A 23,778-nucleotide genomic window follows, 5' to 3' on the forward strand; every position below is an offset into this window, starting at 1 on the left:
TGGAGGACCTTTCATGCTGACCGCCCGCGAACGCATCGAACGGCAGATGGCCGACCCCTCGCTCGTTAGGCTCCATCGCAAGCTTTCGCGATTGAAGTCGATGGTCACCATGATGAATACCGGCGCCCACCCGGACGACGAGCAGAACGGCATGCTTGCCTGGTTCCGCCTCGGCCTCGGCATGCGGGTCATCATCGCCTGCTCGACGCGCGGCGAAGGCGGCCAGAATGCGCTCGGTCCCGAACGCCTCGGGCCGCTTGGCGTTATCCGCTCCCGCGAACTGGAAGAGGCGGCCCGCGCGATCGACAGCGACGTCTCCTGGCTTGGTCACGGTCCGACCGACGCGGTCCACGATTTCGGCTTCTCCAAGGATGGCGACGCGACCTTCACCCGCTGGGGCGAGGCCCGCATCGTCGAACGTCTTGTGCGCGCCTACCGCATGGAACGCCCGGATATCGTCATCCCCACCTTCCTCGACGTGCCCGGCCAGCACGGCCACCACCGCGCCATGACCCGGGCCGCCGAGACGGCGATCATGCTTGCCGCCGACCCCAATGCATATTCTGAACACTTCACCGAAGGCCTGAAGCCCTGGAAGGTCGCCAAATATTACCTGCCGGCCTGGTCCGGCGGCGGCGATACCTATGACGACGAGGTGCCGCCGCCGGATACGACGGTGACGGTTCTCGCCGAGGGCCGCGACCCGGCCACCGGCGCGGACTATGACCGGATCGGCGAGTGGTCGCGTTATTACCACGCCTCCCAGGGCATGGGCCACTGGCCGAGGCGGCCCGAGAGGGCCTGGGAACTGCATCTGAAGCTTTCCGCCGCGGGCTCGCATGCCGAGCGATCCGTTCTGGAGAATCTGCCCGCATCGCTTGCGCTGCTTGCCGATATCCCTGATCTGACCGTCAATGTCGCGGAAGCCCTGCGTTCAGCCGACGCCGCCATTTCCCTGGCGGTCGCGGCCTTTCCGGATCGCGATGCGATCCTCGGCGCGCTCACCGAAGCCGCCGGCTGGCTGGATACCGTGGCGGCCACCGCGACCGGGCACTTCCAGGAACTGCACGGTCATCGTATCGCCCGCAAGCAGCGGGAAATCGATGCCGCGATCATCGAGGCGGCTGCGATCTTCGAACGCGCCCATGCCGATCCCTCCGTCATCTCTCCCGGTGGTGCCGCCACGCTCACCGTGGAACTCGGTGAAGGCGCGCCGGACCATTGGGTGGGTGTCCGCTCCGTCCTGCCGGCGGGTGTCTCGCCTTCCGTCCAGTCGCTTGCCGGTGACGGGGTGCTCTCGTTGACCGCGGCGGCGGACGCGCCGCTCTCGAGCCTCTACCTGCCTGCCTGGTCGGCGCTCGGCGGCAATGGCCATGCGCATGTGGAGGTTTCGGCCGAGATCGGCGGGCGGATCGCCACCGCCGCTTTCGACCTCGAAGAGCCCTTCGCGGTCACGCCCGCCCAGTCGCTGACCCTGCTGCCGGATGCACTGGTCGTCCCGCTCGGTACCAAACAGACGGAATGGACGATCAAAGCCGATATCTCCGGCGTCAACGCGCCCGTCTCGTTCAAGACGCCCGCCGGCTGGGTGATGAAAAAGACCGATGGCGGCTGGATCGCCTCCCCGACCGATGCGGCGAGGCCCGGCCTCGTCGAGGTCGAACCGCAGGTCGACGGCCATCCGGCCTTCCAGGTCACGCCGATCGCCTACCGGCATATCGGCCGCACCAGTTTTCGTGCCCCCGCTACCCTGAAAATCCTGTCGGTCGATCTGAAACTGCCGGAAGGCGCGCGGATCGGTTATGTCGGCGGCGGGGCCGATCGCGTCGGCCTGTGGCTCGCCCGCATGGGCCTCGACGTGACCGAACTTGACGCGCAATCCCTCTCCGGCGATCTGTCGCGCTTCACCACCATCGTCGTCGGCATCTTCGCCTTCGGAATCCGCAAGGACCTGGCCGCTGCGACCGAGCGCCTGCACCGTTTTGTCGAACAGGGCGGTCATCTCGTGACCCTTTATCACCGTCCGACGGATGGCTGGGACCCGAACGGGACGCCTGTCCGCCGCATCGAGATCGGCTCGCCGTCGCTGCGCTGGCGCGTCACCGATCCGAGGGCGGAAGTCACCGTGCTCGCACCCGACCATCCGCTGCTGAAGGGACCGAATGTCATCGGCCCGGAAGACTGGCAGGGATGGGACAAGGAACGCGGTCTCTATTTCGTCTCCCGTTGGGACGATGCCTACGAGCCGCTTCTGGCCATGCATGATGCCGACGAACAGCCGCTCAAGGGCGCGCTGATCTCCGGCGCCATCGGCCGCGGTCGCCATACCCATACCAGCCTCGTGCTGCACCACCAGCTCGACAAGCTCGTTCCCGGTGCCTTCCGGCTGATGGCGAACCTCGTGCAGCCGGCGTGAGCACCGAGGCAGTTCCCGAGTCGGATAGTGAACGGACCTCGAACGCCCGCACCGGCATCGGCTGGCTGCTACTCGACATGACGCTGGTCTCCGGCGGCATGACGGCGCTGGTCAAGGCGCAAGGCGCGACCTATCCCGCCTTCCAGCTCGTCTTCATCCGCGCGATGATCGGACTGTTGTTCATCCTGCCGCTGATCTGGCGGCACCGCGCCGAAATGCGCCGCGTAAAACACCCGTGGCGCAACATTTTTCGCATTTCCTGCAATGCCGTGGCGCTGACCAGCAATTTTCTCGCCATCACCATGCTGCCGCTCGCCATGGTCAATGCGGTCGGCTTTTCCCGGCCGCTGATCACCATGGCGATGGCGGTCGCGATGCTCGGCGAGAGGGTGAGCCGTATCCGCTGGCTCGGCGCCGGCCTCGCCTTCATCGGTGTGCTGATCGTCATGGCGCCCGGCACATCGAGCTTCGATGTCGAGGTTCTGGTCGTGCTGGTCTCGGTCGTCTTCGGTTCGCTGGCGATCATCCAGACAAGGGCGCTGAAGGACGAGAACACCACCGTCATGATGGTCTTCTATACGGTCGGCCTCGCGGTCATCACCGCCGTGCCCGCCGTCTTCACCTGGCAGCCGGTCTTGCCCATCGACTGGATCCCGCTGCTCGGCATCGGTTTCCTTGCCCAGCTCGGGCAATATTGTTTCCTGCGCGCCTATCGGATCGCCGACGCCAGCGTGCTCGCCCCCGTCGGTTACCTGTCGATCGTCTTCGTGACCGTCACCGGCTATGTCTTCTTTGACGAAGTGCCGGAGGTGCGGGTGGTGATCGGCGTGTTGATCATCCTGGCAGCCCTCCAGGGCGCCGCCTGGCTCGACCGCCGCCGCCGCCGGGCCCTCAGTAGGAAGGCTTGAGTAAAGGTCCCCTACAGCAAAGGGATGTGATGCGATGTGGACGTCGTCGAACTATAATTGCAGAACCTTATCCGTCTGGGCACGTTATCGCGATGACAGGAGGCGCTCATGGTCGCTGTAATGTTCGTTCTGGCAATCGTCGCGGTTCTGGCGGGCATCTTCGCACTGGTCATCCAGCAGATGGCCGGCGTGCGTCGCCAGCAGTATCTGTACGAGGTCGCCGCCGATAACCTGGCTTGCACGAGCCTGCCGGAGCTGGAACGAAAGGTCGAGCGCCAGAGGGCAATTCGCAAACGCACCCACAGCCGGCTGGCCGGCCACTCGCACAGCGGTTTAATAGAGAGGTAGGCGAACAGCCGCAGATTGGTCCATGACGACCGGCTTTTCCATGTCTTGGAAGGTCTGGCGGACCCAAGCGGGCCGTCCACGGATACCAATCAACCTGCTGAAATGAGGCTTCGTCCGAGAATTGGCGGGGGGCTCGGGGCTCATCTCAATGGAGAGAGCTTCGTTGATTTCATAGGCAACTCAAACATTGAGCCACCAGAAACATTTTTTGACACGGTTTCTATCGTAGGCCAGAGTACAATAAGTCGCTCTGCTTGCTTCATCATTGGGGATTTATACAACCCCGAGGACAGAAACATGCCGATGATTTTCGAAGATTGAAAAGCGGCCTTTTCGGCTCGATTGCGAGTGATGCGGCGGCCGCCCGAAATAAATATCCATCCACCTTCACTGCTGAGTTCGGATATAAGATCAACGTCCTTTATATTGGCAACGAATTTGTCTCTTAGAGCTACAATCTCATGGTCAGTACCCATCAGCGCTTGAAAAGCTCTCGCAATTCTCGGTGAAAGGTTGTGGTCAAAGAGGACTTTCACGCCGCCAGCATTTCCTCAAATGCTACCGCATCACGGACGACTGATAGGGGCACTTCATATAACTGCGAAACGGCTTTCTCGGACCCCTCCGCTGTTACCGCTTGGGCTAACGCAATCGTAGGCACGTTATATATAGCGGTGGTGGGTTGGCCGAATACTAGGGAGGGGTCGATGATAATTGACGATTTTCCCTTGTAAGGGCGCCACCGGCTCACAGCATCGTTTTCAATATCGAGGTCCTTGAAGGTCCGTTCTATGACCGCCTTTATTGTATATTGCTTTTGCTTAAGATCGAGAAGCGTCTCGTCTCCCGATGCGGTCGCACTTTCCAGAAAGATTGTTCTACCATCGGTTTGAAAACGCCGCGTTGAGAAGGGACGTTCATCCTTCACACACTCTTTAGCGTAGTCTAAACAATGGCGAATTGTCTTCAAGCCGAGACCGGCTTTGATGAATTCTTGAACAAATCGAAGTTCAATTAGATCGCGAAAACCAAGTTCAATGTGATCGTCGTGCCTGGGCAACTGAGGGGCCCATAGCGGCTCAACATGGAAGGTTTCCCCTTTGTGGCGATAATTGTATCCACCAAGCCATCTTCGAATATTGCGCACGGGCGCATCCAGCAAGCGTGCAGCTTCACTTGCGGAATAAAAGCCGATCCCGACCGGTGGGGCGTCTTCTCTCATGGCGAGTTATGTCCTGTACGTTGCAGCACACATCATTACCCATCGAGGGCGAGTCACGTCAAACCAAATGTGCTTTGTCGATTCGTGAACCGAGCTTTGATTGGAACAACGCATTTAGTCTGAAACGCCGGTCGGAACTGGTCAGAGCTACTCGCGATTTGGTGAGTGAACACCTAAAATTCCTGGTAAATTATCGAGTGAAAAAGTTTGGTGGAGCTAAGCGGGAGACAACCTCGCCCTGGAAATTTCTCTTTAACGGCAAATTCTTATTGAAATTCAGTCCGCCACGGGACTAGATATGGGTACTTTCTTGGGTACTCGGGGGCTTTGTGGCACTCTCATCTGATCGTATGTTTCTGGAGCTTCATGGCAACCAATGGCGCGTTGTTGTCAACGTCCCGAAAAAACTGCGCCCGAAACTCGGTACAAAGTTAAAGCGATCACTGGGGACCGATAGCCTAAAGGAGGCAAACCGCCTCAAATGGGATGTCATAGCTGACCTCAAAGCCACCATTGCGCACGCGGAAAACCCATCGCTATCGCTGGCGGCGGCCCAATCAACAAGCCGCGAACAGGCATTGCATAAGGCCGCTCGATTAGCTGAGCAGCGCAAGAGTGCCTTCGATCCGGCCCTCCGAGATGAGATTGATGAGGAGATCGATTGGCAGGCGGAATCCCTTGCAGGTCGCCCCATCGCAACCGACGAGAACGGCCATGAAGTTTTCGACCCCGGGCGCTTACTCCTGGCGAAGGATTTCTCCCAGGTAGCACGTGGGGATAGAACACCAATCGACCTTCATCACGAAAAGTTCCTGGCAGCATCGCACGTTAAGGCCCGCACATTGGCGGACGATAGGCGATCGATAAAATTCTTGAAGGATTGGTGCAGTAAAGCGGGTGTTCCGCCTTATCTTCAGGCTATGACCAAGAAGGAGGCCGTACGGTTCTGCGACGAGCTTCCGGACCTCACCGCCAACCTGACCCCGGTAACACTCAATAAATACGTAAGCCGCCTCTCGGTGTACTGGACCTGGCTAGAGAACCGGCACGAGGTCGAGTCCAACATTTGGCAAGGACGTCGATTGCGTGAACCGCAGCAGACCACCGATCAGAAGGAGCGTCCGTTCACCGATGACGAAATGAAGACTTTGCTGAATGGTCCCGCTGAGCCCGAAATGGACGACCTCATGAGGATTGCCGCCCTCTCGGGTGCCCGCTTGGACGCTATCGTGTGTCTCAAGGTGAAAGATTGCCGAGATGACGGAGTGTTCGTATTCAAACCTCAGAAGAAAGAGCCTGGGCCGCGGCTCTGCCCTATCCACCACGACCTAGTCGAGATCATCGAGCGGAGGAAGGAAGGCAAGGGGCCCGAAGACGATATTTTCCCAGAGTGGCCCGGCGTGAAGAAATCCACTTCCCTGCGCGAGCGCTCTTTTAAGACCTCCAACGAATTCACCGCATATCGCCGCGAGGTTGGCGTTGAGGATCGACGCGAGGGCAAACGCAGGGGTCTCGTGAACTTCCACAGCTTCCGCCGGTGGTTCATCACCAAAGCCGAGCAGGCAGGGCAGCCAGAAAGCACCATAGCTGTTGTAGTCGGGCACAAGCGGCAGGGCATGACCTTTGGGGTGTACTCTGGAGGGCCGTTGCTGGAGCAGGCGCGGCTGTGCGTTGAAGCGGTGGAGCTGCCGGTATGAATTTCGAAGCCAGTACCTCTAGGCAGGCCGGACGCAATGTTGAATTAGTGCTTTAGGAAAATCAAATCTGTCCTCTCTGCTCCAACAGCAGTTGTAAGATTTCGGTACCATTTCGATGACGGATAGCCACGAACGGAATAGACCGCCTCGCTAAAGATCGTGTGCCACCTTCCGCCTGCGAGTACAGCGACCTCTTCGTCGAGTTCGGCAACCATCCCAATTGCGGAAGACGTCATCGCCAAGATTGGCCCTCTTGCCGCGGGAAAGGGCCTAGATCGGGTCAGCTGTTGGACAAATCTTTGCCCATCGAGAAGCTTAATGCTCCTTATTACATGGTCAGAATCGACAGCAAAAAGTGCGCTCTTTGAAAGAAAGATGCGGGATACTTTCCCGAGTAGCCTGTCGTCGTTGACAACTTTTTTTGTCCGATCGCTTATTTCTGCATCGTAATCTTGGACACTTGAAATCTCATACTGTTCGGAATCTTCGCCTTGAGCCTGCTCATCGACGGGGGCCGCGATTAGCTCAGTTCGGTGATAGTCGGTTTTGAAAAACTCGACGTCATTCGCTTCCGGGACATTAGTTAACCTGTCAGCTACAAATTCTGTTGCGAGCGAATGGTTGGCAAATTGCTTGAATTTTGGTCGCCAAGAAGGGTCCGGTGAACTGGCTCCAGCCGCATAGAAGCCCCCATCGTACGCGCAGGCGGCACTTATGGTTCCATATTGGCACCGAAACTGCACGCATCGTGCGTCGTGAACAACCTCACCACCCAACTGGCCATTCGCACGACGACCAAGCGCCACGTGAGCAAGATCAGAACGGCTCAGCGCGGTTAGCTGCCGGATACTATTGTCGGTAGCTACAAAAACGCGTCCATAGTAGCAGCGCATGTCGAGAATGGAGCGGAAATCCAGGCGGGTATCAAATATGCGCGAGTAACGCTCAACCTCGTCCAGTGTAACCTCGATTGCGTCTGGGATGAAGTCTGGATTAAAATCCGAGAAGGGATTTAAAATCTGGTCGTTTCGTGCAAAAGCCATCGCGCATTGGTGAGCTACACCTGCATCGGAGAACTTTGAATTTATAAACTTAAGCATGTCGAAGGACCAGGTGTCCCCTTCTGGACTTATGAGCCATAGGAAATCGAAATACAGAAAGGCCTCTACGAAATTGCCAGGCAAAGATAATCGTTTTGTGATCATATCTTTGCGCTCCTTATCCGCTTAGCGATGATGCCGTTGATCTTCCCGGCCTTGAGCCACAACTCAATTATTGATTCAGGGACCCGATAGTCTCTTGAAGAGCCTTTTATCGGGTATCCATGCCAAGGGACTAGAGGGTTGGCATTTAAGGGAAAAAAAGAGAAACGCTCCTGGGTTGTGCCAAGTGCAAATATGCCATCGCGCGTTCCCCAATAGTTACCGTCTACGCATGCCCAGTTTTCGGCATCACACACACAAAAGAGTTGGTACTCTTCGTCTCGACTAAAGCCTTCACTCCAACGACTCTTCCCGGGTTTGGGTGCATTTCGGTGGTAATTGAGTGATTTGTAGGTCTTCCCACTATTATTTGGGCCGAATAAGAACCCGTCTACTTCCATCGCCACCATAAACCGCCTGCAATAAACGAAATTGCCATACTTTCTTCGTACTTAATTGATTTGCAACCTGCAGAAAACCCACTCGCGCTCGCGAAATGCGCACAGATTCCTGTGGGCCTATCATCCATGAACCGGCACTTCGGTCTTTGCCTCGGGTCGACGTCGGGACTGGCCTTCAATCGGCATGCCATCCAGTTGCGCTCAAGAGCACCATCGCGCAGGATTTTGGGTTGGAGAGCACAATTGGCTGATCGCAGGCACAAGCGTAGGCGTCGAAAGTGCCTACAGCAATCAGCTAAACTAGCGCCAGTAGAAGCTTCCTGTAAACTTGGAACCATCGCCCCCGCCCCTCCAGCACCCACGTTTCAATATTACATTAGGCTCGCGATGAGTTCCAAAATTCTTTTAGCAACCCGATCGAGGCCGATACCGAGGGCCTCTTCAACCTTCTTTTTCGCAGCTTTCTGAGCAACCTCCTGGGCAACGCGCGCAGTCTTCTTCAAGAGGCCCGGTTCGACCATGGGCGACTTGAGTACGGCAAGAGTGGTCTCCAAGATGGCGATCAGCTGGGCGCGCTCGATGTCGGTCAGTGCCGCTTGGTCTTCGTCTAGATTCGTTGCCTTCGCCAGTAGCACCGCCTCTTCAAGCCATTCCGAGACATCCGCGATGATCTCCTTGGCGGGTGATCCGCGCCTTACATAAATCCATTGCTCCGTCCAAATCTGGATAGGCTCAGGAGGATGGGTATCGGCAATCTCCCGGATCAGAAGATCTGGATTTCCAACTTCAAGCGGTGCCGCGTTGCCTTCAGAGCGCTTTTCCAAGCTGCGAAGATATGTGTGCGTCCAGCTCAGCGCTGCAATCATCACAGGAGCTCTGAGCTTTGCCTCGTGGTTTTTCAACTTGTTCGTCACTGAGGGATTGACCCCGAACGCGTGGAGGATGCCGCGCGCGTCAAAAGCCTCGTAGACCGCTACCGCCTCCGGTACATACGTCATGGGCATGAGTTTGTCGTGGAGGTTCACAGCTTGGAGTCGGCTAAGGCTGCGCCCAATACCCTTCAACATCTCGCGGATTTCTTCGGGGGAGAACTCAGGGTCTAGCAATTTGATGCCTTAATAATCCGGGTTGAGGCCTTGGACGGCACACTGAGGTTTGACTGCAGGCGGTGACGAGGAGCCAACGCGGCGTGGGTCATAGGGTGCGAGAAGCCCGATAGCCGCTGCAGATGAGATACCAGCAAGCATCCCTATCATCACTTTCCTCCCACCCTGGGGCGCAGAGAACAACGCGGTGGAACTTTGCGTTACATAGACCGTGATTAGCGAGAAGGCGTGGATCATCCATAAACCACGGCCTAAGGTCTTTGCTCTTGGCCCACTTAGGAACTGCCCTCCAGTCCGCCTCACCGCCGGTCTCGCTTAAAGGCCCCACCGCGCAGGACTTCCAGTTTAAGTGCACAATGGGCTGATCGCAGGCGCAAGCATGTGGTGCTCCGAGGAATGTCAGCAAGCTGAATCCCAATAGCAGTGCCCTATGAATACTAGCCCCCATCACTCCCCCCGCGCCCTAAGATTGGCGAAAAGGCAGACTTTAGGGCTCTTGTCGAAAGACGCAAGGGATCACTCTGTGTGATCGTAGGTGTTGTAGATCGCCTATCTTTCATCTGCATCTTCAAGAAATACTGCAAGGAAACAGGAGGGGATCTCAAGCTGATCACTTTGAGACATATCTTTTGCCGCCCTCTGATCAGCCTGCCTCCGAGGTGATGGTGGCGATGGGGGCTAATACAATGCCATTGTCACTATAGGGCAGCCCTAGAGCGCCATAGCGGGGAGTTATTTGGTGCAGGCATTTCAAGCGGCTTTTCCGCCACTGCAAGCGGTCGGCCCACCACCCGGGCGCTAACATCGTTCATGACTCTGATTGCCAATTCCTTTTGACTAACCGCCACCATGATACCATCGTGCATTGGCAACGCGGGCACGCCCCTTGTGGTCAGCTCGGTTAGAGTGCCGACAAGGATTTCGCTTTCGAGCGCCATCAGTTCAAAGCCGACATTGGTATCGAAGAGCGTGGCAATCGCTGGATGGAGCGCCGTTGCAGCGGCCTTAAAACGCTCCATGTTCCATCCCTCGGGCAACGCCTCCTTGGTGCCGGAGGGCAACCGCCGCGCCACCTTGTCGCGGAAGAACAGCGAGACCATCAGCGATTTGACGGTCTTGCGGTGCCCCTCCAAGCCTGGAATTGCGTACAAGTCGCCTTTGGCCGGCGCGACCCCCTGGCGGCGGTAAGCGAGTTGGATGAACATTGACACGAAATCAAGGTCAGCGACGGGCTCCCCATCAATCGTGAGCCGCCATCGTTGATGCTTTGGAAGATCTTCCCAGAAGCCGCCATAAAGTCTTCCATGACGGTCGAACACATGAGCATCTTGGGGCTTATCGATGCGGAATTTTCGCACGAGCTGGATAGGGCCGGTTTGCTGGCCGTTGAGGCGGATGTCGGCGCAGTTCAGAGCTTTGTTGATCCTTGCCATCTGGGACCGCAACTTGTGTGCCTCCTCGCAATCCTCATAATCGACTGGTGATTTGCGGCCGCTCCTTCTGCTTCCCGCCCACAGTTCGACTGTCTCTCGGCCTTCGAGGTGATGGAGATCGGCGCTGAGTACGCCATACTCTTGAACGAGCCCTAGGAAACGGGGCGTAGGGGCCACCACTGTTCGCCGTTCCTTGAAGACAGCCTTCTCGACTGTCACGAGGCCCGCCTGTCTTGCCTCCTCAATCACCAGCCTCAAGACATCAGCGTTGAAGTCTCTCCGGTCGTATCTGGTGAGCTTCTCATTCACAAGCGGCACCGCCAGGCCGACATACTGAGAGAGACTAAGCGCAGCCTTTACAAGGTTAGCCGCGAGCGTCTTCAAGCAGAGTTTACGGCGCTCCTCCGCGTCAGCTCTGGGCTTTCGTCCTTCGGTGATGATCGGACGCGGAAGCTTTCCAAAAATATAGTCAGCCAAGGCGACGAAACCATCGCCACGAGCGGCCAACCACGGATCATAATGCAGGACATGAAACAGCGCCTTTTCGTCCGCTTCTCTTTTCGGGGGCAAGATATGCTCCAACATGTGCGTCCCCACCCCCGCTAGGTGATCAAACGGCGGTGAGGACTTTGTTGTTGATCAGGATGCCTTGGCTATAGGCGGATGCGATGGATGCGGCCCGAAACGCTCGGTGCGCATTGCGATTATCTCGGGCACGGCTGCACGGGCTAGCTCGTCGCACGCGTTTTCCAGCGTCTCCCCCATCTTCCTCAGGACGTGCCCTGAAGAGCGAGGATAGGCGTGAAGCTCGGCAGGACGGGTGCCCCCTGTTTGCAGGTCCCAAACATCCCATTTTCGGTGGGTACCGCTAGCGAGCCGATGGACAGCCTTCGCGGCCTGCACGATGCGAAACTCACGGGTGCGATGACTGCCGAAATCGTCCTCAATGAGAGCTGTGACCCCGAGATAGATGGCTATGAGCCGCCGAGTGGGGATTTCCGCCGCTCGTATGCGCGCAAAGGCGATTCGAGAGCGTTCCTTCGCCGATTTGCCCCGCAACCTCGTAGATGGCTCCACGTGCCCCGAGCTAGCCATAAAGTGCTCCAGCTCCCAATAGGTCCTCCGATAGCCAGGGTCCTCTCGTTGCTGCTTGATCCAGCGTTCCGCACTCTTCAGGTAAGGCAACAATTCGGAAGCCGTGTAGGTTGGATGCCAGTGGGAGCCGTGCCGCGATTTGTGCTGGACGTGGTACCGACAGTGGTAGCAAGAAAGGCCGGTCCCTTCCGACACCTCAACTTTCCGGCAACATCCGAGCACCGCACATCGTCGCTCTTCGGTGATCTCCAGAGGAAGCGCCGCATTGCTGCGACGCCCCCTGCATAGGCCTTCAGCCATCTGCGTCACGATTGACCGCTTCGCGCAACCGTTCCCGAGCGGCATCGCCAATCGCCCAGAGTTTCTCCCTATCGTCGCTTGAACTCGCCTCGAAGGCAAAAAGCTCCAGCTCGCTTCCACAGGCGAGCGTGTAGACGGCTTTGATCTGCTCACGATGCACGTAAGGCTTTTTGTCGCGTTTTCTGAAGTCTCTTTGCTTTAGGCTGTTCAGCCCCCCTCCGAACACATGGTGTAATTCATCCTGGGGAGCGAACATCGCCACGGTTGAGCCTGTTAGAACGTGCTCATGCGCTTCAGAATAACCACTGTAAAGGCCAAGATTAGCAGGGCCATCAAAGAGGACGGGGGGTACTTTGTCGTTCGAGGCGATCATCTCGCCGCCGACTCCGTAAAGGCGCCAAGCGTAAACATGCTGTGCAGCGTGAAACGGAGATTTGTTGAGCCCAGCCACTGAGAGAAAGAGCTTGTACGTTGGCACAGCCCATTCAATGGCTAGAGGTGATTGGTAGGATATTTCATTTCTCCTTTTGGCAGATTCAGGATGCCTCGTGGCACCCAATGCGCCGCAGAGATAATCCAATTCGTGCCCGGTGTCATTAGCTTAGGTTAAATAAAGTAGAAATTTTATAAATATATTTCTTAGTGAGTGGAATTCGGTCATGTAACAGGTGGAGCAATTTCGTATCAATGACCCCACCACCTACCCCAATGCACCTAACTATGAACTATATCTCTCAACCTATACAGACACCAAGATAGGAGGCACCCATGTCGACCCACCTCTATGCATACCATAGCTGTGGAGGACAGGACTATACCACCCCCCTAAGCCCCCACACCTCTAGGGTCTGGCACCCGATGGTCTAGACATCCCCTCGATCACGGCCTCACACCTCTCTTCCTCCGCACCCACAGGCCCCTAGACTCGGCACCCCCACCCAGAGCATGCCCACCCAGAGCACCCCCACCAGAGCACCCCCACCCAAACCGCCACCCACCCATCCGCCATGGTGCCGCACCCCTTGGAGATCCGAGTAGGGCAGCGTGACCAGATACGGTTAGAGGATAGCCCTCACCACTTTCGGCGGGGGATATTGGCAACCTCCAAGGGATATCCTAAGAAGTGGCAGAGCGCAGACGCGGCGCTCCAGGGCTGGAACCCTGAGTCTAGCGGTAATGGCTCCCACCGGAAGGGAACCATCCTTGACCTTAAGTTGGTCCGGGGGCCTTGGTTATGTCCAGGTTCCACCGAACTAAAAGCTTAGGGCCGACTAGACTCGGATTCCAACCCCGGATCATGGGGTCATGGAGGCTATGCTTGCGAGGGCGCTCGTAGGCCAAGGCCTCAGGGGAACGCCTATGTCTGATAAGCTCACCACTAGTACACCGAAGGTTGATGCCGAGGACGCCACCACCGGACCTCCCCGTGCGGGATTACCCCCACTCGCGATAGTCGCTCTGGGCAGCATTGGAGGGTTCGTGGCGTTAGCCCTAGTGCTCAACCTTACTCGGTTAGGATCAGTCGGCAGGTATCAAATGGTTGGCTCAGCGAATGGCGAGATGGTTGTTCGTATGGACACTACCACCGGCGAGCTTTCGGCATGCTTTGGGTTCGGTCTCAAGCCTTCGCAGTGTTTCCCTTGGGCGCATGACACGCGGGCCTTCAAGACGGTCCCACCCTCGCAAGCCGGTCAATAGGGAGATCACGAATGAGAGAGACGGCGCTGATTTCCCGCGGAACTTCGCTCCTATTCCGTATTTCCTTACTGGCTTTAGCTTCGTGCTCAGCCGATGAGTTGGCGGATCGAAAGCACGCCTGTGCCGACTACGTTAAGTTCGAGGTGCTGAGTCAGGAGGATAGGTCTCAGTGCATCGGCGACGAGCAGACCTTCAAGGCCGCTGCAGACAAGATCGCTACTAGGATGGCGGAGAACGTTTATCCTATCTTGACGGAAACGGCTCGGCGCACGGCGGCATCGGTCAGCAGAGTCAACCACGACGTATACTCAGAGCTTTCTGGCGACGTGGATTCTATTTCAGCATCCTTAGACGGTAAGGGATTGCCGCCCCACTTCTACGTCGATATCGAGCAGGTAACTTTCACTCCGCCAACAGATAAGGGCGACTCTCCGCGTAGTGCTTGGCAGATAGGCGGCTCTCGCAGAAACATCGCGCAGGATGCCTGGACGCTCGACATTTCCGGCATCGGTCCGCACGACTTTGAGCAAGCCAACGAAGTTTGCTCTATGCTTGCCTATTCGAGCGCGCTCCCGGGCTGTAGCGCTCGCGTTTTCGTGGAGGCTGAACCCGGCTCGATCTCACAGATGCCAGAATTGAAGGTGATGGCTATTAAATTCGCCCCTCCGACAATTGACCAGGCTCGGGAAATCTTCCTCGAAAGCGAAATGAGCCGGTGGCCACCGAGGCCCGCTAGCTAGCCTTAACCGCCTTCGAACCTGAAGCGTCTTTAACGACGCGGAAATAGCTGGCGCGGCTTATACCAAGCTCGGCCTGTATCTGGGCGGGTGTTTTGCCATCGCGCTTCAAAGCGAGCACCTTGTCGGCTTGCCGTCTCGCGGTGGGTGCCCTGCCTGTGTACTTGCCTTCTGCTTTTGCCTTGGCAATTCCTTCCTTCTGCCTCTCCAGCATCAGTTCCCGCTCAAACTCAGCGATCGACCCCAAGAGATGCAACATGAGCTTTCCGGTTGGCGTTGACGTATCCAGATTGAGGGCGAGTATCCGCAACTCGACGCCTTTGTCTCGTAGCCGCGCTGTGATCGCCATGAGGTCGGCCACTGAGCGGGCGAGGCGGTCGAGCTTGGTAACGACCAGAACGTCTCCCTCGCGAACGTAGTCCAGAGCGCGCTCCAATTCCGGCCGACTGTTTGCCACCGAGGAGATTTCCTCTCTGAAGATTTTGTTGCACCCCGCCGCTTGTAAATCACGGAGCTGAGCTTCAAGGCCCGCCTTCTGGTCTGCTGTTGACGTACGGCCGTAGCCAATCATTGCAGTCGTCATCGTCCCTCCGAGGTGTCTCACTAGGGTCATGGTGAGGCAGTGTATGAGACTATTGGTATCAAAAGTCAACATTGAATTTGTGTGAGACTCGTTGGAGGTGCCAAAAGCGAGACTCACAAGGGCTTGCCCCAATGAGACCCGCTGTGCGAGAGAGCTTGGCATTCAGCCAGCCAATGGGAGGTGCGACTTGGACCCGCAGATACGGACCTCGAAAGATATTTTCACCACGGTCATAGCACCTGACCTGCCACTGGAGTGACTGCGGCCGTCGCAAGGGAGGTCATCGAATGGGCCGAAGGAAGCCGCCGCAAAAGGAGAGAGCTTGGCTATCTTAGTATAGCGACGGCCGTTGCCCTCGAAGCGTTTGCCATAGAGTTTAGGGATCTAGAGGAGAGCATGGAGGCACATTACAATAACACCGATCTGTGGGCTCAATTTCCATTCCAGCCCCACCTGAGTTTCCCACCGTTTGCGATTGGCGTTTATTGGAACCCAAATTGTTGAATGAACTTTTGTGTGACGCCATCAATTTGCTAGCATCTAGAAATACCGCCTGTCTTTTTCCGATATAACTTATTTAAGCATACATTTCCTTTGCCGGCCCGAGCTTGCACTGGCAAGATGCGTTAAATGACATGCGCAAAAGGTGGTCAGTGATGTCGCTAAATACACACAGAGGGGGCGGCATGCCGAATTATTTTCCTCTCGATCCCCTGGGCCGGGTTGACCCCGGACTCCCGCGAATCCTATAGAACGACCTCTTCACGGGAAGCGACAGACATCCCCGTATAGCCGCACCTGTACGTTTCGGACAAGGAACCGCCGCTATTGCAAGCGATCACGTTCCCACGGCGAGTCGAGTGAAAAATGAATTTTATGGAAAATGAGAGCGCGCAAAAGCTTCGGGGCGGGTACTACACGCCCTCGGACCTTGCTGCGTTCATTGCTCGATGGGTAAAGGAAATCTCTCCGAAACGAGTCCTTGAGCCGAGCTGCGGCGACGGCGCTTTCCTTGGCGCGCTTGCTGCCGTGGAAGGATTCGAGAAGGCCAAGATCACAGCATTCGAGCTAGATGAGGATGAGGCTAGAAAAGCCAAGGCCCGCGCCTCCGACATAGGAATTAAGGCTGAAATCCATGCCGAAGATTTCCTTGGCTGGGCCATCGAACACAGAAAAAACGCCCGCGACAAATTCGATGCCGTCATAGGAAATCCTCCGTTCGTCCGCTACCAGTACCTGCCCGAAATCTTCCAGCACCGGTCCGAACAGATTTTCGGTGAACTGGAATTGCCGTTCACGAAGCATACCAATGCTTGGGTGCCCTTCATCCTCGCCTCAATGTCGATGCTGCGCGCCGGTGGCCGTCTGGCGATGGTGGTGCCTGCTGAAATCATACATGTCACCCATGCGCAGTCGCTCCGGTCGTATCTCGGCCGTGAATGCCGCCGCCTTGTCATTATCGACCCCGAAGAGCTGTGGTTTGCCGATACACTGCAGGGTGCTGTTATCCTGCTGGCGGAAAAGCGCGCAAACGAGGCGGAGAGAGCCGAAGGTCTCGGTATATACGCGGTCAAGGGGCGCGAGTTCATCGACTTCGACCCTACCTCTGTTTTCGAGGCTCCCAAGGCCATCAACGGCAAGACCGTGCAGGGCAAGTGGACACGCGCGCTTCTAGGCGTCGAAACCCGTTCGCTGTTCGATCAGCTGGGTGAGCTTGATGAGGTTTACCGCTTCAAGGATATCGCGAAGGTCGATGTCGGCATCGTCACAGGCGCAAATAAGTTCTTCCTCGTGCCTGACGAGACGGTAAAGGATTACAAGCTCGGCAAATGGGCGCATCCGATGTTCGGCCGGAGTGAGCATTGCCCCGGCGTCATTTACGACGAACGACAGCACCGCGCGAATTCCGCTAAAGGGAATCCCACCAATTTCCTTTGGTTTAACGACCAGGAGGAAGCCCTGCACGCCACAGCAAGGACTTATATTGCAAAGGGCGAGGCGGAAAACCTTCACACCCGCTACAAATGCCGGATAAGAAAGCCTTGGTACACGGTGCCCTCGGTCTACTCGACCGAGATCGGCATGCTCAAGCGCTCGCATGACACGCCAAGGCTCATCCTCAACACCATTGGCGCCTATACCACCGATACCGCCTACCGCATCCGTACCAGCAAGGTTGTCGCTGAAAAGCTCGTCGGCTCCTTCATCAACCCACTGACCGCCCTGAGCGCTGAGTTGGAAGGTCGCCATTACGGTGGCGGCGTGCTGGAGCTGATTCCGTCTGAGATTGAGAAGCTGCTTATTCCGCTGTCGGATAGTGCTGAAATCGACCTCCAGGATTTGGATAAGTCCATCCGGACGTATTCTACCCACAGGGTTCTTGAGCGGCAGGGCCGTATCATTCTCGGTGCCCTCGGGCTGTCGCGTGATGACCAGCACCGTGTACTGGAGGGGTGGCGGAGCCTTCGTGACCGCCGCCACCGTACTTCAAGCGAGCCTCTGGCCGAAGAGGCTTAGTCGATTTCGATGATGAACTGTGTCGGGTCAGCCCTGTCCCGATACAGCGCCAGCGTCCGGCCGATCAAGCTCGCGTCCGCAACATAATCCCTCATGGGCCCCCAGCTGAGGCGCGTCATGGCGTTGTTCTGGAGGTAGGATGGGGATGTTGTGGAGTTTGTGTGCCGCACGACCATATCAAACACCCCGTGGCTGACCCCCTTGAGGACAAGCTGGAATTGACCCCAAGCCTCATCGACGGTGGGTGAGCGGTATATCCAGTTGAGCGCGTCAAACACCTTATTGCGGAAGTAGGGGCGGTGGTCTTCCTCTTCCGGCAACAGTCCCTTGTCGAGATTAATGGAGCCCGTCTTATTCGTGTTCGTGCCGGTCGGGATGTTCAAGTCCCGCTCGGTCAGCGGCTTCGATTCCCACACGAGGTCGAGGTTGACGCCGGTTGCGGGAGCTGCTGCGGTTGGAGTTGCAACAACCACCGGTGCCGGAGCGGCGGCAACAGGCACAGCAACGGGTGCAACAGGTGGTTTAGCAGGTCGTGCCGCTCGTAGCCTGCGGTGCATAGGTGTGGTTTTGAGCTTGATGCGAGGTACAGGGTCGCTTCCGCTCTTTCCGCCCGAGGAGGTGGACGGGTGGGGAGGCGGCACGGCCAGTTCGTCCGCTACGCGGCCGTTTACCTTCAAATCTTCAATCTTCGCCGGATGGTCCATCAGCAGCACGTGCTCGACGTAATCCTTGGGGATGGCGAGCAGCTCCGATTCGATTTCCTCGACCACCTTCAAGTCTTCGGGTTTGCTCAGGTCGAACTTGAACAGCATGCCGGCTTCGATATTGTTGTTCAGGCCGCCCAAGGTCAGGTTGGCGCTGCCCATCACCAGCCCAGCCTTTTTCGCGCCCCTTACGAAATAGAGCTTGGGATGGAAAACGACCGTACGGGAGCCGGTATCGACCGCATAAACTGTGCTGCCCGCGATCCCGTGGATCTTCATTAAACCTTGATATGAAGTCACTTCGTTCCGGATGCCCGCAAACACCGTCAGCAGCGGTGCGTATTTTGTGAAGAGGTCTTCAAGCGGCTCGACGCCGCTCTCGGTCATATAGGCAACGCTAACCAGTACACTCTTGATGTCGTCTATATCGAATAGCTCTCGTACTGCGTCCTTGTGTGTCCGCTCAGTAAAGCCCTGTAAAATGAACTCCTTGGTAGCCATCGTCATTCCGAATCAGATTGCAAGTGACTCGATTCTTAACGCTTCTGGGTTGTGGCGAAACGGGCCGCTAGGCTTACTCACTGGATTCTTCGGCGCGAGTTCTGGGCAGAGCACACCCGATCACTTCTGTATGACAGCGAACAATCTACAGTGTCAGCAGATGGGTCGATGTCGCTTCATTTGTTCGAACCTTTTTCCCGCACTTGAACGTCATCTGAGCAGGCTTACAGGGGTGTGGTCTAGCGAGACGAGTCGCTCTTGCTGCGGGAGAAGGTTTTGGGGCGAGATATAAGGCGAACCTCGTTCAAGCCTAAGGGCTCAAGCTTCCCGGTGTGGGCAATCCGGTGGCATGTAGGACAAAGGCAAATCAGGTCATCGATTGTCGTTAGTACAGATGATGAGGCTTTCCCAAGCGGATGCACGTGGTGGACATCAATGATGAATCTCCCTCCGCCAACATCAAGGCGGAAGCCGCATGCTTGGCAGGTGAAATCATCGCGCAGTTTTCGAGCCTCAACCAAGCTCGGATCACGGAGCCGCCTGAGGTACGTTGCCTCAGCGGCGATGCCTTCAATACCTTCACGATAACGGACCTCGACTTGGACGATGGAGGTCGCCGATGTTAAAAAGGTCGGCATCAAGCCCCAAATACCTCGACCGTGTCCTTGCACGCTATAAAAGACTTCCTTGCCTCTGAAATTGCTTGAACTTTTTGCGTGGTCTTCGACTGTTCGTCTGATCGACGCCTCTGCCTTTGGAGTCCAAGAAGCCCCTCGGGCGAGTCGCCGCCGCTGGGCGAGAGGATAAACCTCCTTATAGGAGCCTTCGCCGCCGAGCTCGTTATAGACGGCAATGAGATCATCAAGCCAAGTCGTCACGTAGAATGCCCCCACTATTCAAAGCATAATGATGCATCCGATGCCGGCCTCCAATAGGGCGTTCCGCGAATTGGGTAGCCGCTACACCGGATTTTTATGAACGAGAACAGGGGCGGCGGCCGACGCCATCTCGCCTGCATTTGGGTCCCATCCACCCCCACCGGGGGGAAAGCCTCGCAGCCGCTACTACGTGGTCATCTCTCAGATATCTGACCCCGTACATTAGCCGGGGACTTAGAGCCCGGCCGTGGGGGTGCAGCGGCCCGCACCGGAGAAGGAATCAGGTTTGTAGAATCGACTTTCATCCTCCACGTTGATATTCACGCGATAGATCGACTTGGAGAGTAGAATGGCATTTAAGGCTACCGTTTATAAAATTCTCATAGCTAGCCCAGGCGATGTCGATGAAGAGCGCCAAGCGATACCCGACGTGATTGCTCGCTGGAACAACCTTAATGCCGAGTCATCAGGAGCTGTGCTGCTTCCGGTTAAGTGGGAAACGCATTCTGCGCCGCTCATGGGGAGTCGGGCTCAAGCTGTGATCAACGAGGTAGTCGAAACATGCGACATGGCCATCGGGGTCTTTTGGACACGATTAGGATCGCCCACCGGGGTAAGCGAAAGCGGAACGGCTGAAGAGATAGAGTGGTTTATTAGGAACAATAAGCCGGTCATGCTGTATTTTTCGTCCCGCAGCATCGATCCAACTAAACTGGATATTGACCAGTATAAGGCGCTCAAAACTTTCGAAGCCCGAATGCAGAAGATTGGGCTCACGGGCTCCTACACCAACCTTACCGATTTCCGCGAACAGCTCCTAAACCAGTTATCTATCAACGTCCAGAAGCTGATAAGCGGCTCGAATTCGCCGGTGCCGTCGCAGCGGGAAGTGCGAGAGCGAGTAAAGTCAATCGAAGCCATTTCTAAAGCAGGTCAGCTTTACATGGAGGACTACGAAAAGGACGGCAAAGTAAAGTCCTTCCTTGTCAAAGGTGACACGAAAGACATCAAGGATGAGCTAAAAGACATGGGAGGAAGGTATAATGGTTCTCTCGGTGGCTGGATCTTTCCTAAGACGCGAGAAGTGGAGCTCGCCGAGTTCCTAAAGAACCAAAGAAAAAAGTAATACGCATCGACGGGGGCCTTTTCTCTTGCAATAGGCCCCATCAAGGGGGTATCGGGTGGAAACCTCGCCGCCGCTGCTACGTGGTCACCTCTCAGATGCGTGACTCTTCAGCTATCCTCGGAGTTTGAGCCTAGGGCGCCCGCAGCGGGGTGATTGCCAGCAGCGGGCGCATCGGCTGGAACATTAAGCAAGCTACCGGGGAGCCTGAAGTTACGATGGCGTTTTCCGCCGCGTAAAAGGACGATCTGGCCGTCCTCATTCTGGATCGAAACCGCGCCCCTCCGCCCGTGCACTTCGACTGACCAGGCGTTGATAAGCTGAAGGTTATCTTCCTGTAGGAACAGCATCAGGTTGGCGATATCGGAGATTGCCCGGTCGATACCTTCAAGGGCCTCCTCAAGAAAATCGCAAAGGCGGAACAGATCGCTGTCAACCTGCTCGCAAAGCCAGAGGATCGCCTCGTTTTCGGCGGTCCAATTGAGGTTCGCCAGGGCCGCCGTGAGGTTAGAGAGATTTGCCTCTACGGACATGGGTCCCCGGCTTCCGCCCCGTAGAATGGTCGCACCCTGGACGGGGACCGAGCCGAATGTGCGCTCGACAGTCCTTAGCCCCTCGACGCCTCCGGCGCTCTTCTCGGCCGCCACTCTCTCTTGAACTTTAAGGTATCCACCATCACGGACAGTGCGATGTATATCTCGGCAGACCCCAATACGCAGGCCGACGCGAATAGCCTTAAGCACCTTATCTAGATCGCGAACAGAGGGTTTCAGCTTCGCCCAGTAGGCCACCAGTTCGGCGGGAAGTCGCCAGTTTGCTTCGATAAAGGCTTCGGCCCGCCGCCGCCTCTCTGCGTTGGTATTTCGCGTGAGTGCCCGCGTCAGACTGCCCTCCACAAAGAATCCATGACCGCAACAATGCCCGACCGCATAGAGAGCTTTTGACTCCTTTGAGTAGAGCAGATGACCTTTCACGTATTTAGGTTTGGTCGGGCTGCAAATTGGGCACGGAGCATAACCGTGGAGACCTGTTACGGTTCGCGGGATCACGAAGTCCTGGAGGATAACCTCAATGTCATCCGTGGGAGGTTTCTCGTGGGTGATGTACCGCCAGGTGTGTGGGAGGTCCCTGCGAATATGGTCTAGGAACTCAGACTTAAGGTACTCAGGCTTTTCGTCAAAAACGCGTTTGACATCCTGCATCATGCCATGCCCTTCGTCGTTGCCTGACTCGCATCGGTTGATGGAATCATTCCCTCCACCAAAAATAGCATAAACACTGGGCTTGGGAACAAACGGCTGAACATAGTAGGAACACACGCGAACCATTGGCCAACTCGAAGAACAGAGTGAGCACGGCTTCGCGCCGGTTGGGCGGGTAGGGTGCATTGAAGTGAGGCCGCAGGTTCGCCGAGTCTAGGCGTCACGAGAGAAAGGCGGCCCACCCGTCTTGGAGAGGGGAATATGCCTCAAGAGTCTCAGATGAAGCCCTTGCCACCGCTTGAAGTTTTGCGCCTTGTTTCAGCAACCCGCTCTTCATGGACCTCTTGCCAAATGCGGTATGTCTCCGCGACCATCATTTCCAATTCGTCTAGCGAATAGAGGTCTACGCCGGCATCGCTGTACGTTTGGACAGAGCGGCCGTTCTCATCATTGTCCACAAAGCGGACGATACCTAGGTTCACCTCGGCGAAGTCAGCGTCAGCCGCGCGGATACGCTCGTGCATCATAGAAAACACGAAGCGGCGGCCCAGCTCGGTGAGGCCCCTGCTCCGCCGGGGGTCAATGAAGATAGCGAAGGGCTTCTCGTCAATGGCGAGCACCATGGGAAGCCAAAAGCTGACCTTGCGGCCTATGCCCATGGCCAACGGGAAGAAATCGTGATGGCGGCCGGAAATCCCGCTATCCTTAGCGTACTCGTGCAACGCCTTGGCGATCTGCTCGTTGTTCCTGAACTCGTCGCCCTGCTTGCAAGCTCGCATAAGGCGATCCTTGACTTTCTCAAATGGCGTCTCAGGTGCGGCAAACATCCCGGGCTGAATATTGAAGATATCCGAAAAGCATGCTCTCACCGGCTTGTAAGAGAAGGTGGAGAAGCCGGTTTTCATCTGCCACAAGGCATTGCGCTTCATCTCCGCAGGAAGCGGGGCGATGCGGGCGAGGTCAGTATCAGGCAAAAGGGGTATCGTCACTTGGGTCTCCAGATAACGGCTTCAGCCCGATGGACACCTTGTGGTGCTGGAATCGGTCTAGAATCACATTATCCGGTATCCGGAGCCCTAACGCAACTTCAGTGCTTGCTCGGTCCACCACGTACCACCAGGGCGAGTCCTTGGCATGCGACAGGTCCACGAGGCGACCAGGTGACATTTGGCCGTAAGAGTTCAGCACCTGCTGAACGAGTCCTATAACGAATGGGTCGGCAGGTAGCGGCAGTTCTTTCGCTTTACCTGTTAGAATGTCTTGGGCAGCCGCCCGAAAGGTGATCGCTGCCGACCCCGCGTTCTTGAAGGCCTTGTACGCAGCGGGATGAACGGGGCCGTATTGCCACGCTTCGAAATATCCCGACACCAACGGCGTCTTTGTGCGAACGAGGTAGATGCCGTGTGCGAAATAGAGAAGCTTTTGGAGGACAAGGTTGCTCAGCCCGATGCTCAGCCTGTCGGCCTCATCAAGCATCAGGTTGGCTAGCGCCCGTGGGTCATATCCTGATGTCATCGCACTGGCTCAAGCTTTCGGGACCAACAGACGGTTGCCAGTCTATGTGCCCAAAGCGAATCATAAGGTATACTGAACACGGTTAACAGTTCAGGGCGCCTCAGCCATGGGAACTCTTTATGGGTACTTTCTTGGGTACTTGCACTCGCAAGCGGGGCCTGTATCCAGCTGATAATGCACAACAATTTTGAA

The 23,778-nt window shown here is 56.6% G+C and carries 19 protein-coding genes; 7 read left to right on the forward strand and 12 right to left on the reverse strand.

From position 1 onward, the window contains the following. Window positions 1-13 precede the first annotated feature (13 nt). From ACSQ8R_RS20640 to ACSQ8R_RS20650, 3 genes are all read left to right on the forward strand, one after another. Window positions 14-2,416 carry a PIG-L family deacetylase gene (locus tag ACSQ8R_RS20640; RefSeq protein WP_436255087.1) on the forward strand — a complete coding sequence of 801 codons (2,403 nt, stop codon included), beginning with the start codon at window positions 14-16 and terminating at the stop codon, window positions 2,414-2,416. Next, window positions 2,413-3,324: a DMT family transporter gene (locus tag ACSQ8R_RS20645; protein WP_436255088.1), complete on the forward strand. Its 912-nt coding sequence runs from the start codon at window positions 2,413-2,415 to the stop codon at window positions 3,322-3,324. The genes ACSQ8R_RS20640 and ACSQ8R_RS20645 overlap by 4 nt, the downstream gene beginning before the upstream one ends. A gap of 108 nt (window positions 3,325-3,432) precedes the next feature. Further along, complete coding sequence (locus tag ACSQ8R_RS20650; protein WP_436255089.1) at window positions 3,433-3,672, forward strand: hypothetical protein; 240 nt, start codon at window positions 3,433-3,435, stop codon at window positions 3,670-3,672. A 140-nt stretch (window positions 3,673-3,812) separates the two neighbouring features. Here ACSQ8R_RS20650 and ACSQ8R_RS20655 read toward each other — a convergent pair whose 3' ends face one another. Together ACSQ8R_RS20655 and ACSQ8R_RS20660 are read right to left on the reverse strand one after the other, a co-directional pair. Beyond that, window positions 3,813-4,208, reverse strand: a complete 396-nt coding sequence (locus ACSQ8R_RS20655) for a hypothetical protein (RefSeq protein WP_436255090.1) — start codon at window positions 4,206-4,208, stop codon at window positions 3,813-3,815. Then, window positions 4,205-4,894 carry a hypothetical protein gene (locus ACSQ8R_RS20660; protein WP_436255091.1) on the reverse strand — a complete coding sequence of 230 codons (690 nt, stop codon included), beginning with the start codon at window positions 4,892-4,894 and terminating at the stop codon, window positions 4,205-4,207. Before ACSQ8R_RS20660 ends, ACSQ8R_RS20655 begins: the two co-directional genes overlap by 4 nt. A 329-nt stretch (window positions 4,895-5,223) precedes the next feature. Between ACSQ8R_RS20660 and ACSQ8R_RS20665 the strand changes: the two genes are divergently transcribed. Further along, a complete protein-coding gene (locus ACSQ8R_RS20665) occupies window positions 5,224-6,591 on the forward strand; it encodes a DUF6538 domain-containing protein (RefSeq protein ID WP_436255092.1) in 1,368 nt (455 codons plus the stop codon). 44 nt (window positions 6,592-6,635) lie between these two features. On the opposite strand, the gene ACSQ8R_RS20670 is transcribed toward ACSQ8R_RS20665, so the two are convergent. The 4 genes from ACSQ8R_RS20670 to ACSQ8R_RS20685 all read right to left on the reverse strand — a co-directional run bounded on the left by ACSQ8R_RS20670 (window position 6,636) and on the right by ACSQ8R_RS20685 (window position 12,501). Continuing rightward, window positions 6,636-7,796, reverse strand: a complete 1,161-nt coding sequence (locus ACSQ8R_RS20670) for a hypothetical protein (RefSeq protein WP_436255093.1) — start codon at window positions 7,794-7,796, stop codon at window positions 6,636-6,638. Between the two features lie 769 nt (window positions 7,797-8,565). Continuing rightward, window positions 8,566-9,261: a hypothetical protein gene (locus ACSQ8R_RS20675; protein ID WP_436255094.1), complete on the reverse strand. Its 696-nt coding sequence runs from the start codon at window positions 9,259-9,261 to the stop codon at window positions 8,566-8,568. A 737-nt stretch (window positions 9,262-9,998) separates the two neighbouring features. After that, complete coding sequence (locus tag ACSQ8R_RS20680; RefSeq protein WP_436255095.1) at window positions 9,999-11,318, reverse strand: hypothetical protein; 1,320 nt, start codon at window positions 11,316-11,318, stop codon at window positions 9,999-10,001. A gap of 802 nt (window positions 11,319-12,120) precedes the next feature. After that, window positions 12,121-12,501 (reverse strand): hypothetical protein, encoded by a 381-nt coding sequence (locus ACSQ8R_RS20685; protein WP_436255096.1) that lies wholly within the window; start codon window positions 12,499-12,501, stop codon window positions 12,121-12,123. Window positions 12,502-13,837: 1,336 nt separating this feature from the next. Here ACSQ8R_RS20685 and ACSQ8R_RS20690 point away from each other — a divergent pair. After that, the gene (locus ACSQ8R_RS20690; protein WP_436255097.1) at window positions 13,838-14,566 is read left to right on the forward strand and encodes a hypothetical protein; all 729 of its coding nucleotides are present in this window, start codon (window positions 13,838-13,840) and stop codon (window positions 14,564-14,566) included. On the opposite strand, the gene ACSQ8R_RS20695 is transcribed toward ACSQ8R_RS20690, so the two are convergent. Then, entirely contained in the window at window positions 14,559-15,146 is a 588-nt protein-coding gene (locus ACSQ8R_RS20695) for a recombinase family protein (RefSeq protein ID WP_436255098.1), read from the reverse strand. The genes ACSQ8R_RS20690 and ACSQ8R_RS20695 overlap by 8 nt on opposite strands. 867 nt (window positions 15,147-16,013) lie before the next feature. Here ACSQ8R_RS20695 and ACSQ8R_RS20700 point away from each other — a divergent pair. After that, a complete protein-coding gene (locus ACSQ8R_RS20700) occupies window positions 16,014-17,663 on the forward strand; it encodes an Eco57I restriction-modification methylase domain-containing protein (RefSeq protein ID WP_436255099.1) in 1,650 nt (549 codons plus the stop codon). On the opposite strand, the gene ACSQ8R_RS20705 is transcribed toward ACSQ8R_RS20700, so the two are convergent. After that, the gene (locus ACSQ8R_RS20705) at window positions 17,660-18,868 is read right to left on the reverse strand and encodes a phospholipase D family protein (RefSeq protein WP_436255100.1); all 1,209 of its coding nucleotides are present in this window, start codon (window positions 18,866-18,868) and stop codon (window positions 17,660-17,662) included. The genes ACSQ8R_RS20700 and ACSQ8R_RS20705 overlap by 4 nt on opposite strands. 239 nt (window positions 18,869-19,107) lie before the next feature. Then, the gene (locus ACSQ8R_RS20710) at window positions 19,108-19,746 is read right to left on the reverse strand and encodes an HNH endonuclease (RefSeq protein ID WP_436255101.1); all 639 of its coding nucleotides are present in this window, start codon (window positions 19,744-19,746) and stop codon (window positions 19,108-19,110) included. A gap of 349 nt (window positions 19,747-20,095) precedes the next feature. Here ACSQ8R_RS20710 and ACSQ8R_RS20715 point away from each other — a divergent pair, with 349 nt between their 5' ends. Beyond that, a complete protein-coding gene (locus ACSQ8R_RS20715; protein ID WP_436255102.1) occupies window positions 20,096-20,872 on the forward strand; it encodes a hypothetical protein in 777 nt (258 codons plus the stop codon). 107 nt (window positions 20,873-20,979) lie between these two features. Here the strand turns inward: ACSQ8R_RS20715 and ACSQ8R_RS20720 are convergent, their stop codons facing one another. The 3 genes from ACSQ8R_RS20720 to socA form a co-directional block, all read right to left on the reverse strand. After that, complete coding sequence (locus ACSQ8R_RS20720) at window positions 20,980-22,074, reverse strand: hypothetical protein (RefSeq protein WP_436255103.1); 1,095 nt, start codon at window positions 22,072-22,074, stop codon at window positions 20,980-20,982. A 272-nt stretch (window positions 22,075-22,346) separates the two neighbouring features. Further along, a complete protein-coding gene (gene socB / locus ACSQ8R_RS20725; protein ID WP_436255104.1) occupies window positions 22,347-23,060 on the reverse strand; it encodes a type VI toxin-antitoxin system SocB family DNA replication inhibitor toxin in 714 nt (237 codons plus the stop codon). Continuing rightward, entirely contained in the window at window positions 23,038-23,586 is a 549-nt protein-coding gene (gene socA / locus ACSQ8R_RS20730; protein WP_436255105.1) for a type VI toxin-antitoxin system SocA family antitoxin, read from the reverse strand. Before socA ends, socB begins: the two co-directional genes overlap by 23 nt. Between the last annotated feature and the right edge of the window lie 192 nt (window positions 23,587-23,778).

Origin of the sequence: Neorhizobium sp. LjRoot104 (genome assembly GCF_964253725.1) — a bacterium.
In the GTDB taxonomy this organism is placed as follows: Bacteria; Pseudomonadota; Alphaproteobacteria; order Rhizobiales; family Rhizobiaceae; genus Neorhizobium.

Coding starts and splice junctions, on each gene's coding strand:
- ACSQ8R_RS20640 (WP_436255087.1), top strand. CDS start 14: ATGCTGACCGCCCGCGAACGCATCGAACGGCAGATGGCCGACCCCTCG.
- ACSQ8R_RS20650 (WP_436255089.1), top strand. CDS start 3,433: ATGGTCGCTGTAATGTTCGTTCTGGCAATCGTCGCGGTTCTGGCGGGC.
- ACSQ8R_RS20660 (WP_436255091.1), bottom strand. CDS start 4,894: ATGAGAGAAGACGCCCCACCGGTCGGGATCGGCTTTTATTCCGCAAGT.
- ACSQ8R_RS20670 (WP_436255093.1), bottom strand. CDS start 7,796: ATGATCACAAAACGATTATCTTTGCCTGGCAATTTCGTAGAGGCCTTT.
- ACSQ8R_RS20675 (WP_436255094.1), bottom strand. CDS start 9,261: ATGTTGAAGGGTATTGGGCGCAGCCTTAGCCGACTCCAAGCTGTGAAC.
- ACSQ8R_RS20680 (WP_436255095.1), bottom strand. CDS start 11,318: ATGTTGGAGCATATCTTGCCCCCGAAAAGAGAAGCGGACGAAAAGGCG.
- ACSQ8R_RS20685 (WP_436255096.1), bottom strand. CDS start 12,501: ATGATCGCCTCGAACGACAAAGTACCCCCCGTCCTCTTTGATGGCCCT.
- ACSQ8R_RS20690 (WP_436255097.1), top strand. CDS start 13,838: ATGAGAGAGACGGCGCTGATTTCCCGCGGAACTTCGCTCCTATTCCGT.
- ACSQ8R_RS20695 (WP_436255098.1), bottom strand. CDS start 15,146: ATGACGACTGCAATGATTGGCTACGGCCGTACGTCAACAGCAGACCAG.
- ACSQ8R_RS20700 (WP_436255099.1), top strand. CDS start 16,014: ATGAATTTTATGGAAAATGAGAGCGCGCAAAAGCTTCGGGGCGGGTAC.
- ACSQ8R_RS20705 (WP_436255100.1), bottom strand. CDS start 18,868: ATGGCTACCAAGGAGTTCATTTTACAGGGCTTTACTGAGCGGACACAC.
- ACSQ8R_RS20715 (WP_436255102.1), top strand. CDS start 20,096: ATGGCATTTAAGGCTACCGTTTATAAAATTCTCATAGCTAGCCCAGGC.
- ACSQ8R_RS20720 (WP_436255103.1), bottom strand. CDS start 22,074: ATGATGCAGGATGTCAAACGCGTTTTTGACGAAAAGCCTGAGTACCTT.
- socA (WP_436255105.1), bottom strand. CDS start 23,586: ATGACATCAGGATATGACCCACGGGCGCTAGCCAACCTGATGCTTGAT.